At 61.8% G+C, this 17,809-nt stretch carries 13 protein-coding genes; 9 read left to right on the plus strand and 4 right to left on the minus strand.

Annotated elements, in window-relative coordinates:
* Positions 1-15 precede the first annotated feature (15 nt).
* The 3 genes from GHK62_RS06955 to GHK62_RS06965 form a co-directional block, all read right to left on the minus strand.
* Positions 16-961, minus strand: a protein-coding gene (locus GHK62_RS06955; protein WP_167528167.1) for an IS630 family transposase whose coding sequence is annotated in 2 segments (ribosomal slippage) — positions 16-621 and positions 623-961 — 945 coding nt in all. Because the reading frame shifts where the segments join, the coding sequence is not laid out codon by codon here.
* Between the two features lie 196 nt (positions 962-1,157).
* Positions 1,158-2,633, minus strand: coding sequence for an NAD-dependent succinate-semialdehyde dehydrogenase (locus tag GHK62_RS06960; protein WP_153437586.1), 1,476 nt, complete (start codon positions 2,631-2,633; stop codon positions 1,158-1,160).
* A gap of 123 nt (positions 2,634-2,756) precedes the next feature.
* Positions 2,757-4,025: a 4-aminobutyrate--2-oxoglutarate transaminase gene (locus GHK62_RS06965; protein WP_153437587.1), complete on the minus strand. Its 1,269-nt coding sequence runs from the start codon at positions 4,023-4,025 to the stop codon at positions 2,757-2,759.
* A gap of 228 nt (positions 4,026-4,253) precedes the next feature.
* Here GHK62_RS06965 and GHK62_RS06970 point away from each other — a divergent pair, with 228 nt between their 5' ends.
* From GHK62_RS06970 to GHK62_RS06990, 5 genes are all read left to right on the plus strand, one after another.
* On the plus strand, positions 4,254-5,078 hold the full coding sequence (locus GHK62_RS06970; protein WP_153437588.1) for a MerR family transcriptional regulator: 825 nt from the start codon (positions 4,254-4,256) through the stop codon (positions 5,076-5,078).
* A gap of 394 nt (positions 5,079-5,472) precedes the next feature.
* Positions 5,473-6,660, plus strand: a complete 1,188-nt coding sequence (locus GHK62_RS06975) for an acyltransferase family protein (RefSeq protein ID WP_153437589.1) — start codon at positions 5,473-5,475, stop codon at positions 6,658-6,660.
* A 16-nt stretch (positions 6,661-6,676) separates the two neighbouring features.
* Positions 6,677-7,780, plus strand: coding sequence for a glycosyltransferase family 2 protein (locus GHK62_RS06980; RefSeq protein WP_153437590.1), 1,104 nt, complete (start codon positions 6,677-6,679; stop codon positions 7,778-7,780).
* 1 nt (position 7,781) lies between these two features.
* Positions 7,782-8,819, plus strand: coding sequence for a glycosyltransferase family 2 protein (locus tag GHK62_RS06985; protein ID WP_153437591.1), 1,038 nt, complete (start codon positions 7,782-7,784; stop codon positions 8,817-8,819).
* 8 nt (positions 8,820-8,827) lie between these two features.
* Positions 8,828-10,621, plus strand: a complete 1,794-nt coding sequence (locus tag GHK62_RS06990) for an ABC transporter ATP-binding protein (protein ID WP_153437592.1) — start codon at positions 8,828-8,830, stop codon at positions 10,619-10,621.
* A gap of 60 nt (positions 10,622-10,681) precedes the next feature.
* Here GHK62_RS06990 and fba read toward each other — a convergent pair whose 3' ends face one another.
* Positions 10,682-11,728 carry a class II fructose-bisphosphate aldolase gene (gene fba, locus GHK62_RS06995; protein WP_153437593.1) on the minus strand — a complete coding sequence of 349 codons (1,047 nt, stop codon included), beginning with the start codon at positions 11,726-11,728 and terminating at the stop codon, positions 10,682-10,684.
* A gap of 756 nt (positions 11,729-12,484) precedes the next feature.
* Here fba and GHK62_RS07000 point away from each other — a divergent pair.
* The 4 genes from GHK62_RS07000 to GHK62_RS07015 are packed head-to-tail and all read left to right on the plus strand — an operon-like array spanning position 12,485 to position 17,787.
* Entirely contained in the window at positions 12,485-14,083 is a 1,599-nt protein-coding gene (locus GHK62_RS07000; RefSeq protein WP_153437594.1) for a peptide ABC transporter substrate-binding protein, read from the plus strand.
* A gap of 54 nt (positions 14,084-14,137) precedes the next feature.
* A complete protein-coding gene (gene oppB, locus GHK62_RS07005; protein WP_153437595.1) occupies positions 14,138-15,061 on the plus strand; it encodes an oligopeptide ABC transporter permease OppB in 924 nt (307 codons plus the stop codon).
* Entirely contained in the window at positions 15,054-16,184 is a 1,131-nt protein-coding gene (locus GHK62_RS07010) for an ABC transporter permease (RefSeq protein WP_153437596.1), read from the plus strand. Before oppB ends, GHK62_RS07010 begins: the two co-directional genes overlap by 8 nt.
* 1 nt (position 16,185) lies before the next feature.
* Complete coding sequence (locus tag GHK62_RS07015) at positions 16,186-17,787, plus strand: ABC transporter ATP-binding protein (RefSeq protein WP_153437597.1); 1,602 nt, start codon at positions 16,186-16,188, stop codon at positions 17,785-17,787.
* Positions 17,788-17,809: the final 22 nt, after the last annotated feature.

Below are 17,809 nucleotides of genomic sequence, written 5' to 3' on the forward strand. Positions count from 1 at the left end.
TAGAGTCTGTCAGACCTACGTTGAAACGTATCCTGCATGCCTGAGATAGGCGGCGCATTCGTGCGGGCTGAACGCCTTGAGAGCTTCGCCGACGCGCCGCCATGTCGCCTCGACGCTACGCTCGTCGGCCTTGCGCAGCAGGGTCTTGAGTTTGGCGAACATCATCTCGATCGGATTGAGGTCGGGGCTGTAGGGCGGCAGGAAGAACAGATGGGCGCCGGCGTCGCGGATGGCGCTGCGCGCCGGCTTGCCCTTGTGGCTGCCGAGATTGTCGAGGATGACGATATCCCCGGGGTTGAGGGTTGGCGCCAGGCATTGCTCGACCCAGGCGGTGAAGGCAATGCCGTTGATCGGGCCGTCGAGCACGAAGGGTGCGACGATGCGGTCGTGACGCAGCCCGGCGAGGAAGGTCAGCGTCTTCCAATGGCCATGCGGTATTCTGGCGATCAGCGGCTGGCCGCGCTGACACCAGCCGCGGCTGCGCGTCATGTTGGTTTTGACCCAGGTTTCGTCAACGAACACCAGGCGGCGCGGATCAAGTCGATGTTGATGGGTCTTCCAGCGGCTTCGGAAGCGCGCCACCTTCGGCCTGTCCTGCTCGCTGGCGATCAGCGTTTTTTTTAAATGTCTTGCCTTCGCGGCGCAGAAACCGCCAAACGGTGTCATGCGAGACATCGATCCCGGCCGCCTTCAGATCGGCGGCAAGCGCCCGCACCGTCCAATCGGTTTTGGCCGCCAGTCGGCGGTGAACCTCATCGGCCGCCGCGCCCCGCAGCATGGGTTTGACATGGCCCCCCATCTTGGCCGGCGCCAAACCGCGGCCGGACCGGTCGAGCTGGCCGATCCGCACCGCCGTCGCCGCCGATATCCCAAAGCGCAAGGCGGCCGCCCGCACCGTCATGCCTCCGGCCAAAGCGGCGGCGACGCGCTGGCGTAAATCAAGAGAAAGAGGTCGCGCCATCATTGCTGGCCTCCTCACCAGCAATGATCTTGAATCACAATCCCAACAAAAAGGGAATCCTGTTTCGATTCAGCTTAACGCTGACCGACTCTAGCGAGGGATGAGGAAAGGTATGCGGTTTTCCGCCCGCATCTAGCGCTAACTTCTTGGAATCGATCACGTTTATGATCTAGCGGCGCGGCCACGCCGCCGTCGCTCAGATGTTGCCCATGCAGAGATACTTCATCTCGAGATAGTCCTCGAGCCCATGGCGGGAGCCTTCCCGGCCGATACCGGATTGCTTGATGCCGCCGAAAGGCGCCGCTTCGGAAGACATCCGCCCGGTATTGATGCCAACCATGCCATATTCGAGCGCTTCGGCCACATGCCAGACGCGCTTCAGGTTCTCGGCGTAGAAATAGGCGGCGAGACCATAGATCGTGTCGTTGGCCTCGGCCACCACTTGTTCGGCCGTTTCGAAACGAATGATCGGCGCAATCGGGCCGAAGGTCTCTTCCTGGGCAACGCGCATACTATGTGAAATGCCGGTTAGGACGGTCGGCTCGAAGAAAGTGCCCGTGGAGCCGATCCGTCTGCCGCCGCATCGTACTTCTCCGCCCTTGGCCAAGGCGTCGGCGACATGCGCCTCGATCTTCTCGATAGCATGGCTGTCTATCATCGGGCCAATCGCGACCCCGGCAGAAAACCCGTCGCCGACGGTGAGTTCGCGCACGCGTGCGACGAATTTATCAGCGAAAGCGTCGTGCACGGCGGATTGCACATAGATGCGGTTGGCAGAAACGCAGGTCTGGCCGGCATTGCGGAACTTGGCCTGAACGGCGCCGTCCACCGCCTCGTCGATATCGGCATCGTCGAATACGATGAAGGGTGCATTGCCGCCGAGTTCGAGGCTGACCTTCTTGATCTGATCGGAACATTGCCGCATCAAGAGCCGTCCGACCTCGGTGGAGCCGGTGAAGCTGATCTTGCGGACCTTGGGGTTGCTGCAGAGTTCGCGGCCGATCGGGGCGCCTTCAGCGGCGTAAAGCAGATTGACGACGCCTTTCGGAAAGCCTGCCTTTTCCGCGAGCACGAACATCGCGCCGGCGACGAGCGGCGTCTGTTCCGCCGGCTTCAGCACCACGGCGCAGCCGGCGGCGAGCGCGGGCGAGATCTTGCGCGCCACCATCGAGCCCGGAAAATTCCACGGCGTGATGGTGCCGACGACGCCGACGGGCTGCTTGATGACAAGCATGCGGCGGTCATTGGCGGGCGCCGGGAAGGTTTCGCCATAGACGCGCTTGGCCTCTTCGGCATACCACTCGACATAGGATGCCGCGTGAAGGACTTCGCCCTTTGCTTCCGCGAGCGGCTTGCCCATTTCGGCGGTCAGAATGGCTGCGAGATCATCGACATGCTCGACGATCAGGTCATGCCAACGCCTGAGGATTGTGCTTCGGTCCTTCGCCGGCTTTGCAGCCCAGAGGCCCTGCGCCGCGGCCGCAGCGTCGATCGCGGCATGCGCCTCGTCGGCACCCATGTCGGGAAGCGTTGCAAGCAATTCGCCGGTCGAGGGGTTGAACACGTCGAATGTCGCGCCGGTCCACTTGACCGAGGACCGGGTTACATTTTCGAGTGCCGCAAACAGGTCGGCTGCTCGCAGGTGCTTGGTCAGTGCGGATGTCAATCCCATGGCACGTCCTCGGGCGAGGCCTGTTGGCCAAGCCTCGCTTCATTTTTCTGCGGAGCGGCGGTTGCGCACCCCGAGCCGGCGTCGTTGGCCGGACGCCCGCGATAGCGGGCGCCCGAGTTGCCGTCAACCACGCGCCTCGAGGATTGACGCTTCGAGAATCTCGAGCGCTTCCGCGAAGACTTCGTCCTGGATGGTGATCGGCGCCAGGAAGCGGATGACGTTGCCGTGGACGCCGCAGGTCAAAAGGATCAGGCCCTTTTCCAAAGCAATGAGGCGGACCTTGTTGGCGAACTCGGCGCTTGGCAGATTGGTTTTCACGTCGTTGAATTCGACCGCGTTCATGAAGCCCGGGCCCCGGATGTCGACGATCTCGGGCGCCTTTTCGCGGATTGCGGCGAGGCGCTGCTTCAGGCGGTTGCCGAGCTGGTTCGCGCGATCGCAGAGCCTCTCCTCCTTGATGACATCGAGAACGGCATGGGCGGCGGCGATGCCGAGCGGGTTGCCGCCGTAGGTGCCGCCGAGGCCGCCAGGTCCTGGCGCGTCCATGATTTCGGCGCGGCCGGTGACCGCGGCAAGCGGGAAGCCACCGGCAAGGCTCTTTGCCATCGTCATCAGATCGGGCGCGACGTCATGGTGCTCCATCGCGAAGAGCTTGCCGGTGCGGGCGAAGCCGGTCTGGACCTCATCGGCGATCAGCAGGATGCCGTGCTGGTCGCAGATTTCGCGCAGCGCCTTCATGAAGGCGGTCGGGGCCGGGTAGAAGCCGCCTTCGCCCTGAACCGGCTCGACGATGATCGCAGCCACGCGGCCCGGATCGACATCGGCGGCAAAAAGCTTCTTCAGTGCGGCAAGCGACTGTTCGACGCTGACGCCGTGGAGCTCGATCGGGAAGGGGGCATGGAAGACGTCGGCCGGCATCGCGCCGAAGCCGACCTTGTAGGGCACGACCTTGCCGGTGAGCGCCATGCCCATGAAAGTGCGGCCATGGAAGCCGCCGCCGAACGCGACGATCGCCTGGCGGCCCGTTGCGGCGCGGGCGATCTTGACCGCGTTTTCGACGGCTTCGGCGCCGGTCGTGACGAAGATCGTCTTCTTCGCGAAGTTGCCGGGCGTGATCGCGTTCAGGCGCTCGGCGAGATGGACATAATTCTCGTAGGGCACGACCTGGTGGCAGGTGTGGGTGAAGCGATCGAGCTGTTCCTTGACCGCCGCGATCACCTTGGGGTGGCGGTGACCGGTGTTGACGACCGCGATGCCTGCGGCGAAATCGATGTAGCGGTTGCCCTCCTTGTCCCAGATCTCGGCATTTTCTGCGCGGTCGGCGTAGATCTGCGTGGTCATTCCGACGCCACGGGAAATGGCTGCATTCTTGCGATCGGTGAGGCTGGTCATCGTCGTCGTCCTGTTTACGAGGAGGGAATATATTGCATTTTTTCTGCAATTTTTCTCCGGAAGTGGTACATCTTTTCGGATGGATTGCAAATCAAATTTGGTGATCGAGACAACACCGCCACTGATGGGCGCTTCTTGTGAATCGACGAGCGCGGCGGCTAGATTGCCGGCGACACCGATAGCTTGGAATCGCCTGGGACACCGATGCCAGAAAGAGGAAATGGATCGATGAGCGGAGCCGGCACTATACGCTACAAGGTTGCCGAAGCGGCAAGGCTGGCCGGCGTTTCGGCGTCCACGCTCAGGCTGTGGGAAACGCAAGGGCTGGTGGTGCCGGAGCGCTCGGCCACGGGGCATCGGCAATATACCGATGCAGATCTCGCCCGCCTGAAGCGCATTTCCTGGTTTCGTGCCGAGCGCGGCCTGAACCCGGCCGCCATTCGCGAGGCTTTGGAGGCCGAGGACCCAAACGACGACACCAGTCCGGCTGCATCGTCGGAGAGCAATCCTGACCTCCAGGTCGGCCGAAAGTTGCGGAGCCTGAGGCACGCCGCGGGCAAGACGCTCGAGCAGGTGGCAAGCGATGTCGGCATCGTAGCATCCGTCCTTTCGACCTTGGAACGCACCTCACAGGGCGTCTCCGTCGCAGTTCTTCATAATCTCGCAGAATATTTCGGCACGACCGTTTCCAGCCTTTCCGGCGAGGAAGAGCCTGAGGTGCGGGCGCTCGTCAGGGCCGGTGAATGGCGCAACTGGCCGCGCACGACGCCAGGGGTGACCGTGCAATTGCTCGCGGAAGGCAAGAACCAGATGGACTGCCATCGTTTTGTGCTGGCGCCGGGAGCCTCAAGCGAGGGTGCATACCGGCACGATGGCGAGGAGTTCGTTTATGTCCTCTCCGGTCGTGTCGAATTCATATTGGACTCCGATCAGTTCTACGATCTTCATCCGGGCGACTCGCTCTATTTCGAGAGCCGCCGACGGCATGCCTGGTCCAATCGTCACGACGGCGAGACCGTTCTGCTGTGGGTCAATACGCCGCCGACATTCTAGTCTGCAGACGCGCGCGCGCGGGATAGTTGAATTAGTATATTCTTATCATGAAGCCGCCTGTCGGCTGTATTGGCAAGATTTCTACAACTAATGTCGCCGTACCTGTGCTCGATCTGATGTCTAATCAGACTTTAGTCCGATATTGCCGCAAAGACACACCTCAGGTGTCTCGGCCGCTGAAGCATTATCCTTGGCTCTGCGGTGCCAAAGTTTGGCCCTATTCGCTCCTACTGTCGCGGAGGCTGCCTCTTAACCATTCGTTTACCTGCATAAATTTGAGACTCTCGCCAGAGTACTTTCACCGAAACCGGCGGCAAAAATCATGATTGCGTAGGGAGCTGGTGCCACCAGGAGAGTATCCCGCAAGGATTTTCAGCTCGGAGGGGGATGTTCGATGCGGATTGCACGCGACCGGCAGTTGGATGGGTTGAGAGCCATCGCTGTCACGATGGTGCTCTATGGACATTTTTTCGCGGCCGACAGTTCCTATTGGGGCCATATCGGCGTGCGGCTGTTCTTCGTGCTGAGCGGCTTCCTGATTACCCGACTGCTGCTCGACGCGCGCCAGAATGCCGGTTTCGCGCCAGCGACGGCGCTGAAATCCTTTTATGCGCGTCGGGCGCTGCGCATCTTTCCGCCCTATTTCGCAGTGCTGGGCATCGTTTGGCTTATCGATCTGGAGAGTTCCAAGACGGTGCTGGCGTGGCACGCGCTTTATGTTTCGAATTTGTGGTACGCGCTCCAGGACGCGTGGACGCCATGGGTCCTCTGTCATACTTGGAGCCTCAGCATCGAAGAGCAATTCTACGTCGTCTGGCCGCTGATCGTCCTCATCGCACCGAGACGCTCGATCGCAGCAATCTGCATCGGCGTCATCGTCTGCTCCATCGCCTACCGCTTCTATTGGCCGTTCACCGGTGAGCCGTCGCTCGCTCGCGATCTGCTTCCGCCCGCGTCAATGGACGCGCTCGTCTCCGGCGCTCTGCTGGCAGCCTACCGGTCGGAGAATGCGGCCTGGCCACAATGGGCCAAATTCAGCTTGATGCCGCTCCTCAGCGCATCCGTCGTCCTGTTCTGGCTGAGGCCCGCGACGTTGACGCCGATGCTGGAATGGCTGGGCTGGATAGGGCTGGAGGTCTTTCCCCTTCTGCCACTGACGATGCTGGTCGGTAATTGCTCGAGAGGGCTCGGCGGCTATCTCGGCCGGCTGACCGAACTTCCGCCCCTGACCGCGCTCGGGCGCATCAGTTACGGCGTCTATCTCTATCATGCGATCGTGCTGGCGCTGGCGGTCAAGGCTCAGCCCTGGATTCCGGTCAACGTCTCCGAGCAGGGGCTTGGGCGATTCCTGGTTGCGGGAGCGGCCACGTTGCTGATCGCCTCGATCTCCTGGCTGGCCTTCGAACAGCCGCTCAATGCACTGAAACGACATTTTCCATACGTCCGGCCGAGGGCAACAGGGGCCGTGCCGGTATTGACGAACGCGGGCGATCGGATTGGAGGCAGGCACGCCAAATATCCCGCCTATCGGCCGGAACCCCTCAGTTCCCGCAAATCCTTTCGAACTTCGGATCTCCATTAACCTTGCGAGCTGAACAATGCCGACGCCATTGGTCTCTGTCCTGCTGCCTGTCTACAACGCGGAATCCTTTCTTCCCGCGGCGCTCGAAAGCATCCTGCGCCAGGACTACGAGCATGTCGAAATCATTGCCATCGACGACGGGTCGACGGACCGTTCGCTGGAAATCCTCGAGCGATATCGGAAAGACGACGGTCGCATCCTCATCGTCTCGCGCGAAAACCGCGGCCTTATCGCCACGTTGAACGAAGGGCTAGGCCTCGCGAGAGGCGATCTCGTCGCCAGGATGGACGCCGACGACATTTCGTATCCGTCCCGCTTTTCGCGTCAGGTCGCGTTGTTCAGGCAACGGCCGGAACTGGCGCTTTGCGGCACGGGGATCGACACGCTGATCGGCAATCGCATCATTCGCGGTACGCCCAACCCGATCTTTCGGGCCGGCAGCCTGCGGACATTGTCGTTGTTCTTCACGATCTTCATGCACTCGACCGTGATCTACAATCGCAAGGCGATACCGGAGCCGATGCTCGCGTACGATCCGAGCTACGTGCATGCGGAGGATTTCGATCTGTTCAGGCGCATTGCCGATCGCTTTCCGGTAGCGATTATCGACGAAGCTCTGGTCGCCTATCGTATCCACGGCGAGAGTGTCACGAATAAGCACAAGCGCCGGATGCGCCAAACCCATCTGAAGATCGTGGCCGAAAACCTTCGGCGGGAATGCCTCGTCGATGACACGAGCGCGCTCCACGAGATCGGCATCGCTGTCACGATCGAAACGATACGAAATCTCGCCGAATTCCTCCTGGCGCTCGAACGGACAATTTCGTCCCGACCGGCGGACGTGCGCCGGGCATATGAGGACGGAGTGCTGTGTTTCTTTTACTTTCTTTATCAGCTCATAGCCGATGAAGAGCGACCGGACCTGACCCATGCTTTCCTGACCCGTACCGGAAAATGGGGCCTCATTCGGCGCCGCGAGCGATACGGTTTGCTCGCCGGTGCGCGTGCACCGTGGTGCAGCCGCATGTCGCTTGCCGCTACGCGGCGTGTGGACGAGCTGGCGCGGTACCTGCAATCGGTGCCCGCTGCAACTGTTCTTCCTCAGAATGGCACGGCCTAACATGGCGTCAGAGCGTTCTACAATCACACAAGAGCATCGCGACGCAGTCGTCGCGCGGCCGACCTCCACTGCTTCCGTTCCCGGCGGGTCGCGGCCATTCGCGAGCTTCATCATCTGCACGCGAAACCGTGTTCAGGCACTTGCCGCCTGCATCCGGTCGATCGAGACCGCATGTCTGGCACATGCCGCCGTCGCGAGCGAGCTCGTGATCGTCGACAACGGCTCGACGGATGGGACACCGGACGAACTGGTCCGAATAGCGGCGGCGTCACCTGTCGCGATGACGCTCGTCGCCGAGCCGCGCCCGGGCCTGGCGGCGGCGCGCAATGCGGGAATGGAGCGGGCGCGCGGCCGGATTCTCGTTTTCGTCGACGACGATTGCGAAGTGCACCGCCGCTATCTCGGCGATCTCGCGCGACATTACGCCGATGGCGAACGGCGCATCATCCGCGGCGGCCGCGTCGAACTTGGCGATCCGTCCGATCTGCCGTTCACGATCAAACGATCTGCCGTTTCCGCGCGATTGACCCGCGACGTCCATCCGGGGGGCTTCGTGCTCGGGTGCAACATGACGATGCACCGCGACGTCGCGGCGCTGGTCGGCCCTTTCGACGAGCGCTTCGGGGCGGGCGCGCCGCTGCAATCGGCTGAGGATACCGACTATCTGGTACGCGCCTTCCAGCTCGCTATCCCTGTCGAATACGTGCCCGACATGACCGTCTATCATCACCACGGCCGGAAGGCTCGCGAGGCTATAGAGAAGCTGCACCGCAACTACAGCCTCGGTAACGGCGCTCTCTGCTTGAAGCATCTATTCAAGGCGCCATGGCTGCTCAAGCATTTCTGCTGGACTTTCAGATCCGCCTGCGGCCAAGCCCTAGGCGGTGAGAGGTTCGACCCTGAACTGCAGCTATCCCATTGGCCGATCGTGTCGATGAACCTGCTTGGCGCCGCAAGGTTCGCGCGTCTCGCCGTGACCGGCCCGGCACCGCGGTCAGGCCTGCGTCAGATCGACCGCACAGCGGCAAAGGTAAGATGAGGGCTGTGATGTTGCGATTCCTATTGCCCGGCATCCAGGTCCTGCGCAACGCGCTGGGACGGCAGTTGCGGCTGCTGCCCATCGTCGTTGCCTTGGGTCTCGCCAGCGCCGCGCTCGAAGGCGCCGGCATCGGCCTTATCATCCCGATGCTTGGCATCATTGCCGGCGATCAGGGTGCCGGCGGTTTGCACGGGATCTCTGCCTTCTTTCAGCAGGTGGGGGCGGGACTCGACGACGGCGAAAGGCTACTGGCGATCGCAGCGGGCGTTCTTGCGCTGATCGCGCTGAAGAATGTCCTCGCCTTTGTGAACACCCTGCTGACGACCTTCATCTATGGAAAGGCCAGTCACGCGATCCGAAGTGCGCTCTCGGACCAGCTTTTGCGGATCGGCTATCCCTTCTTCCTGCAGCAAAGCCCCGGTCGCCTGCTCAACATCATCTCCAACGAGTCATGGCGGGCCTCCGACGCAATACAAACCGTGCTTGCTGCCTTGGTGAACGGGTCCGCCGCCGTCATCCTGCTTGCGTTTCTGCTCATGCTTTCCTGGCAAATGACGCTGTTCGTGGCGCTTGGCCTCGTTCTCGTCCAACTGGCGCACGCCGCCTTGTCGGCCACTCTTAGAGGCCCGAGCCGGGAAGTGACGTCCTTCAACAGCGAACTCGCCGCGAGGATGCTTCATCTCGTGCATGCCGGCCGGCTCATCCGCGTGTTCGGCCAGGAGGAGCGCGAGAAGGCCGTATTCGACTCCGCTTCGGACGCCGTCCGCCGCGCTGGATTCGTTTTGCAGACCCGCCAGGGTTCGCTGCCGCCGCTCACCGAAGTGCTGCATTCGGCCCTGTTCCTGGCGGCGGTTGTCAGTGCGTGGTCTGTCGGCGTGAGCTTCCCGGTCATCGTCGCCTTCGTCGTCCTGCTCTATCGCTTGCAGCCGCATGTGCGTGCGCTGCAAATGTCCTGGGGGCAGATCCAGGGTTGGAGCGGGTCGCTCGAAGAGGTGCGCTGGCTCCTCGATCCGTCGGACAAGCCGAAGCCTCCCGCCGGTCATGAGCCCGTCGCCGGGTTGCGCGAGGGCATGAAATTCGATCACGTGACGTTCCGGTATCCAGGCTCCGAGGCTCGCCCCATCGTGCTCAGTTCGGCGACCTTCGACATTCGCAGCGGCCGCTCGACGGCGATCATCGGGCGGTCGGGCGCCGGCAAGACCACGATCGTCAACCTCCTGTGCCGGTTTGTTGAGCCTGATGAAGGGCGCATCCTCGTCGACGGTGTGCCGCTCGATCAAATCGATCCCGCCCAGTGGCGGCGTCAGATCGCCGTCGCCAGCCAGGACCTCGAACTGGTGGACGGCAGCATCCTCGAGAATATCACCTACGGACAGGACGCAACGATCGCCGAAGTGGAGCAAGCAGCCAAACTGGCAGAGGCACATAGCTTCGTGGAAAAGCTGCCCGACGGCTACGCGACGATCGTCGGCTATCGCGGAGCGAGCCTGTCAGCGGGGCAGCGGCAGCGCATTGCCCTTGCACGGGCTTTGGTGCGCGACCCCGAAATCCTGATCCTCGACGAAGCGACCAATGCGGTGGACGGTCTGTCGGAGGCCGCGATCGTCGAGACGCTGAGGCTGAGGGCCGGCCGCCGCACGACCATCGTGATCAGCCACCACCGCAGCACGATTTCGTTCTGCGACGACGTAGTGGTTCTCGGCAGCGGCCGCGTGCAAAGTCAGACGCCCCTGGCTGACGTCGCCTCCTTGAGCATGGATCAGCTCTACGAGCACGAGACGCGCGTGGAGCGCCACGGTTGAGCTACAGCGGCGCGCTTCTGGTAAGACGCGCGGCGCTGTAGCAGCATCGGTGCGGACGGATCAGGCGGCCTTGGCGTAATGCTTGGCCATTTCCGGCAGGCGCAGCACCCTGATCTTCGAGGCTTGGCCGGCAGCGCGGAAGGCCTCGAAGCGTTCCTTGCAGACCTCGGTCATGCGCGCGATCGCTGGCTTCAGGTAGTTGCGCGGGTCGAAATTGTCCGGATGCTCGAGGTGATGCTTGCGGATTTCGCCGGTGAAGGCGAGCCGGAGATCGGTGTCGATATTGACCTTGCGCACGCCGAGCGGGATCGCCTTCTGGATCTCGGCGACCGGCACGCCCCAGGTCTTCTTCATCTTGCCGCCGTAGGCATTGAAGAGCTCCTGGAGATCGGCCGGCACAGATGACGATCCATGCATGACAAGGTGGGTGTTTGGCAGCCGCCTGTTGATCTTGGCGATCGTGTCGATCGAAAGGATTTCGCCGTCCGGCTCGCGGGTGAACTTGTAGGCGCCGTGGCTGGTGCCGATCGCGACGGCAAGTGCGTCGACGCCCGTCTTGGAGACGAAATCGAAGGCCTGGTCCGGATCCGTCAGCAGTTCTTCGCGGGAGAGCTTGCCCTCGAAGCCGTGACCATCCTCCTTGTCGCCGGCACCGGTTTCGAGATTGCCGAGGCAGCCGAGTTCGCCTTCCACGGAAACGCCGGCCGCATGGGCGATCTTCACGACTTCCGCCGTCACCGCGACGTTATACTCATAGCTCGCAACGGTCTTGCCGTCCTTTTCGAGCGAGCCGTCCATCATCACGGAGGTGAAGCCGTTGGTGATGGCGGAAATGCAGGTCGAGGGCTGGTCGCCGTGGTCGAGATGCAGACAGACCGGGATGTGTGGGTACTCTTCGGCCGCGCCGAGGATCAGGTGGCGAAGGAAGGCGTCTCCGGCATAGGCGCGCGCGCCGCGGCTCGCCTGCAGGATCACCGGGGAATCCGTCGCATCCGCGGCTCGCATGACGGCCTGAATATATTCGAGATTGTTCACATTGAAGGCAGGCAGCGCATAATTGTTCTCCGCCGCGTGGTCGAGCAGTTGCCGCAATGTGATCAATGCCATTCGAAATCTCCCTGATGCTGGACGCCCCACTCCAGGCGCCGTCGATAGGCGGACACGGGTTCAACAATACCCGATCGGTCTTGTTCGCGCGGGCGTCGAAGCCAGTTCTGACGCGCTTCCGGCGGACCTGGAACGGACGCTGCCGGATCAAGTCGAAGGCACAATAATTCATGCGGCTCTTTTGGCAACGGGGGCACCGGCACGGCCGAACACTTGATTGACGTGCGTCAGCGGATTTTGCTGTGGATGAGAAATCGTACCGTCAGAATTCACGGCTTTCGCTTTCTGGTGGTGCTGGCAGGGTGGCGCGTGGAGGAGGGTAAGGGCGCGCATGCCGTTGTCGCGGAGAGACAAGATCGACCCCTGACGACGCCGGGGCGCGGTGGATGCTTACTCGCGAATTGCAAAAAAATTGCGACAGGGGCCGCAAATTTTTTTGCATATTACGTAAAGTGCCACTTCAATTCACAATGTTTGCATATCGGCCCTTCGGGGTCGGTTTTCGGACCCGAAAGGGCGATCCTTGAATCTGAACTAAAACGTTACAGTTTGCTCTTCGGCCTGTTGCTGTCCAGCCTGACAAAAGTCGCAAAGGAGACGAAATCCACCGCAAACGTCATACAACTTATGCGTCTACAAAAATGACGCCCTATAGAGCAGGATGCAATTTTCCGCACAAAGCGCCTTGCCTTTGTTGAGAATTTGCCCTTCTCTCCTGCGATCACAAACCCAAAAAGAGGGGAAGGAGAAAAAACAATGACCTCACTGAAACTTAAACTCAGCGCCGCAGCGTTGCTTGGCTCGCTGCTGATCGGCGCAAGCCCGGCGCTCGCGGAAGCGGTGCTTCACCGCGGCAACGCCGGCGAGCCGCAGACGCTCGACCAGGCCCACACTTCGATTAATATCGAAGAATTCATCCTGAAGGATCTCTATGAAGGCCTGACGATTTACGACGCCGCGGGCAAGATCATCCCCGGTGCAGCCGAAACCTGGGAGCTTTCGGATGACGGCACCGTCTATACCTTCAAGCTGCGCGCCGATGCCAAGTGGTCGGATGGTTCGCCGGTAACGGCCGAAGATTTCGCCTTCTCGTTCCGTCGTGTGGAAGATCCGAAAACGGCGGCCGAATACGCCAACATTCTCTTCCCGATCAAGAATGCCGAGAAGGTCAACAAGGGTGAAGCGCCGGTCGACCAGCTCGGCGTGAAGGCGGTCGACGACAAGACGCTCGAAATCACGCTTGAGCGCCCGACCCCGTTCTTCCTGGAACTGCTCGCGCACCAGACCGCTCTTCCCGTCAGCAAGGCAAGCGTCGAGAAGAACGCTGCCGATTTCGTCAAGCCGGGTGTGATGGTCTCGAACGGCGCGTTCAAGCTGACCGCCCATGTGCCGAACGACAGCCTGACCGTCGAGAAGAACGCGAACTACTGGGACGCTGCCAACGTCAAGCTCGACAAGGTGATCTTCTACCCGATCGATGACCAGGCTGCCTCGGTGCGTCGCTTCGAAGCGAAGGAAATGGACCTCGCCTACAACTTCTCGGCCGATCAGATCGAGCGGCTGCGCAAGTCCTATGGCGACCAGGTCCACGTCTCGCCGACGCTTGCGACGTATTACTATGCGTTCGACACGCGCCAGGAGCCCTATAGCGACGTCCGCGTTCGCCGCGCCCTGTCGATGGCGGTCGACCGCGACTTCCTCGCCAAGGAGATCTACAGCGGCTCGCAGCTTCCGTCCTACTCGATGGTGCCGCCGGGCATCGAGAGCTACGGTGAGCCCGCCAAGGCCGATTTTGCGGACATGTCGCAACTCGATCGCGAGGACAAGGCAATCGAGTTGATGAAGGAAGCCGGCTACGGTGAAGGCGGCAAGCCGCTGAACATCGAAATCCGCTACAACACCAACCCGAACCATGAGCGTGTTGCAACGGCTGTCGCCGACATGTGGAAGAACACCTTCGGAGCAAAGGTCTCGCTGGTGAACCTCGACGTGTCGTCGCACTACGCCTACCTGCAGGAAGGCGGCAAGTTCAACGTCGCGCGTGCCGGCTGGGTTGCCGACTATGCCGACGCCGAAAACTTCCTGGCGCTGAGCCTCAGCAGCAACAAGACCTTCAACTATGGCCACTTCGAAAACGCCGAGTACGACGCGTTGATGAAGAAGTCCTATGAAGAACAGGATCCTGCAGCGCGCGCGAAGCTTCTCCATGAAGCCGAGGCGCTGCTGATGAAGGAACAGCCGATCGCGCCGTTCCTCACCCAGGCGGACCTGTGGCTCGTATCGAGCCGCGTCAAGGGCTGGCAGGACAACGGACCGAACGCGCATCTGAGCAAGTTCCTGAGCGTCGCCGAATAACGAACTGAGGCGACGCGCGGCCGGTCTGCCGCGCGTCGCCTCCGGAGTACATCCATGATCCCCTTCATCCTCCGCCGACTGGCGAGTGCGGTGCCGACGCTGTTCATCGTCGTCACCATATCCTTCTTTCTGATGCGGTTTGCCCCGGGCGGCCCCTTCAATCTCGAGCGTCCTCTCCCTCCCTCCACGATGGAGAACCTGATGAGGACCTATCACCTCGATCAGCCGCTCTGGCGCCAATACGTTCACTATCTCAGCAATGCGGTGACGGGCGACTTCGGTCCGAGCTACATCTATAAGGACAACAACGTTGCGCAGCTGATCGGCAAGGGCTTGCCCTATTCGATGGAGCTGGGTTTCTATGCACTGCTACTGGCCGTGATCGGCGGTGTGATCGCCGGTACGATTGCAGCCCTCAGGCAGAACAGCATCCTCGACTTCGGGATCATGGCCGTCTCGACGATTGGCGTCACCGTTCCGAACTTCGTCGTCGGTCCGGTCCTGACGCTCGTTTTCGCGATCGTTCTGTCGTGGTTGCCGGCGGGCGGCTGGGGGGACGGGTCGTTCCGCTTCCTGATCCTGCCGATGATCGCTCTCGCATTGCCGCAGCTCGCCGTCTTCGCCCGGCTCACCCGCGGCTCGATGATCGAAGCGCTCCACACCGACCACATTCGTACCGCCAAAGCCTATGGCCTGCCGTCACGCGCGGTGGTGGTGACGCACGCGATGCGCGGAGCGATGCTTCCGGTCGTTTCCTATCTCGCACCCTGTGCGGCGGCACTTCTCACCGGCTCGGCCGTGGTGGAGACGATCTTCACCATTCCCGGTGTCGGCCGCTATTTCGTACTCGGCGCGATCAATCGCGACTACACACTGGTCATGGGCACCGTGATCCTGGTCGCCATATTCGTCATCGTCTTCAATCTCATGGTCGATATTCTCTACGGCCTGCTCGATCCGAGGGTCCGCCATGACTGATATCGTCCAAGCACCGGCGTCGACGCCGGAGACCAAGGGACGCAGCCTCTTTCAGCTTGCCGCGCTCCGATTCCGCCGCAATCGCGCCGCCATGGCCGGCTGCGTCATGTTGGCACTGATTGCACTGTTTTCGTTCCTTGGGCCGCTGTTCTCGCCGCACACCTACGATCAGGTCTTCCCGTCCTATGTCTCGATCGGTCCGAGCCTCGAGCCAAGACCGGATGCGTCGACACTTCAGGAGGTCATGGAAGGTGTTGCCACCCGGGCCCGCGTGACGCTCAAGGAATTCAACGTCGAAGGCGAAAACTTCACCGCCACCATTACTTCGGATCAGCCGATTGATCCGCGCGCGACGCGCTACTTCGACAGGGCCAACGAGTTCGAGGGCACGAAGGTGGTCGCGACCGAAGACGATGGCCGTACCTTGAAGGTCGAAGGTCAGGTGGACCGCGAATATTTCCCCTTCGGCACTGACTCGAACGGTCGAGACCTGCTCGTTCGCGTGATGCTCGGTGGACAGATTTCCATCGCGGTCGGGCTGCTCGCGAGTCTCGTCTCGCTCGGCATCGGCGTCGTCTACGGTGCGACCTCGGGCTATATCGGCGGGCGCGTCGACAATGTCATGATGCGTCTGGTCGAGATCCTCTATTCGCTGCCCTTCGTCTTCCTCGTCGTGGTGCTCGTCGTCTTCTTCGGCCGCAGCTTCATCCTGATCTTCCTGGTGATCGGCGCGGTCGAATGGCTGGACATGGCACGTATCGTGCGCGGGCAGACGCTTGCGCTCAAACGGCGCGAGTTCGTCGGCGCGGCGCAGGCGCTCGGTCTTACCGACTGGCAGATCATCCGCCGTCACATCATTCCGAATACGATCGGCCCGGTGATCGTCTTCGTCACCGTCGTCGTGCCGAAGGTCATCCTGCTCGAAAGCTTCCTCTCCTTCCTCGGTCTTGGCGTGCAGGCGCCGCTGACGAGCTGGGGGGCGCTGATCTCCGAAGGAGCAAACAACATCCAGTCGGCGCCGTGGCTGCTCATCTTCCCGGCCATCTTCTTCGTCGTCACGCTGTTTTCGCTGAATTTCGTCGGCGACGGCCTGCGCGATGCGCTCGACCCGAAGGACCGCTGACATGGCAGACATGAAGGAATCCATTCTCACCGTCCGCGGCCTCAAGGTGGACTTTTCGACCCCGGACGGTACCGTCGAGGCCGTCAAGGGCATTGACCTCGACGTCTGCGCCGGCGAAACGCTGGCGGTCGTCGGCGAGTCCGGATCGGGAAAAAGCCAGACCATGATGGGTATCATGGGACTGTTGGCGAAGAACGGCACCGTGACCGGCTCGGCCCGCTATCGCGGTCAGGAGCTTGTCGGCCTTGCGCCCAAGGCGCTGAACAACGTCAGGGGCTCGAAGGTCACGATGATCTTCCAGGAGCCGATGACGTCGCTCGATCCACTCTACACGATCGGCCGGCAGATCGCCGAGCCGATCGTCCACCACCGCGGCGGGACGTTCAAGCAGGCGCGCAAGCGCGTGCTTGAACTGCTGGAGCTCGTGGGCATCCCCGAACCGGCTCGTCGTGTCGACAGTTATCCGCACGAACTCTCGGGCGGTCAGCGGCAGCGCGTGATGATCGCCATGGCGCTTGCCAACGAGCCGGATATCCTGATCGCCGACGAACCGACGACCGCGCTGGACGTCACCATCCAGGCGCAGATTCTCGACCTTCTGAAGTCGCTGCAAAAGCGCTTCGGCATGGCGATCGTGCTGATCACGCACGACCTCGGAATCGTGAAGCACTTTGCCGAGCGCGTTGCCGTGATGCGCCGCGGCGAGGTCGTCGAGCAGGGCACGACTGCGGAAATCTTCGAACGGCCGAAGGCCGACTATACGAAGATGCTGCTTGCTGCCGAACCAAGCGGACGCAAGGCCTCACCGCCGGAAAACGCCCCGATCGTTCTGGAAGGCCGTGACGTTTCGGTCGATTATGCGATCGGCGGCGGGCTGTTCCGTGGCGGCTCTTCGGTGTTTCGGGCCGTCGATCGCGTCAATCTGCGCCTGAGGCAGGGCCAGACGATCGGCATCGTCGGCGAATCCGGGTCGGGCAAATCGACCTTGGGGCGGGCGCTGCTGAGGCTCTTGCCGAGCAAGGGGCACTATCGCTTCGGCATGACCGATATTTCGGGTTTCGACCGCGGCGCCATGCGGCCCCTGCGCCGCGAGCTTCAGCTCGTGTTCCAGGATCCCTATGGCTCTCTGTCGCCGCGTCGGACGGTCGGTGAGATTATCACCGAGGGCCTTTACGTGCACGAGCCCGATCTCAACCGGGCCGAACGGGACCGCCGTGCGATCGCCGCACTCAAAGAGGTCGGCCTCGATCCCGCTTCGCGCAACCGCTATCCGCACGAGTTCTCCGGCGGACAGCGCCAGCGCATCGCGATCGCCCGTGCCATGATCCTGAAGCCGAAAGTCGTGATCCTCGACGAACCGACGTCGGCGCTCGACCGTTCGGTGCAGGGGCAGGTCATCGAGCTTCTGCGCGACCTGCAGCGTTCGTACGGCCTCTCCTACATCTTTATCAGTCACGATCTTTCCGTCGTGAAGGCGATGTCGGACTATGTGATCGTGATGAAGAACGGCCGCATCGTCGAGGAAGGCGAAACGGATGCGATCTTCGAGGCGCCGAAGGAGCCCTATACGAAGACGCTGATCGGCGCGGCGTTCAACGTCTGAGATCCGCAGCATAAACTGCAGA

Source organism: Sinorhizobium terangae (assembly GCF_009601505.1).
GTDB classification, from domain to species: Bacteria; Pseudomonadota; Alphaproteobacteria; order Rhizobiales; family Rhizobiaceae; genus Sinorhizobium; species Sinorhizobium terangae.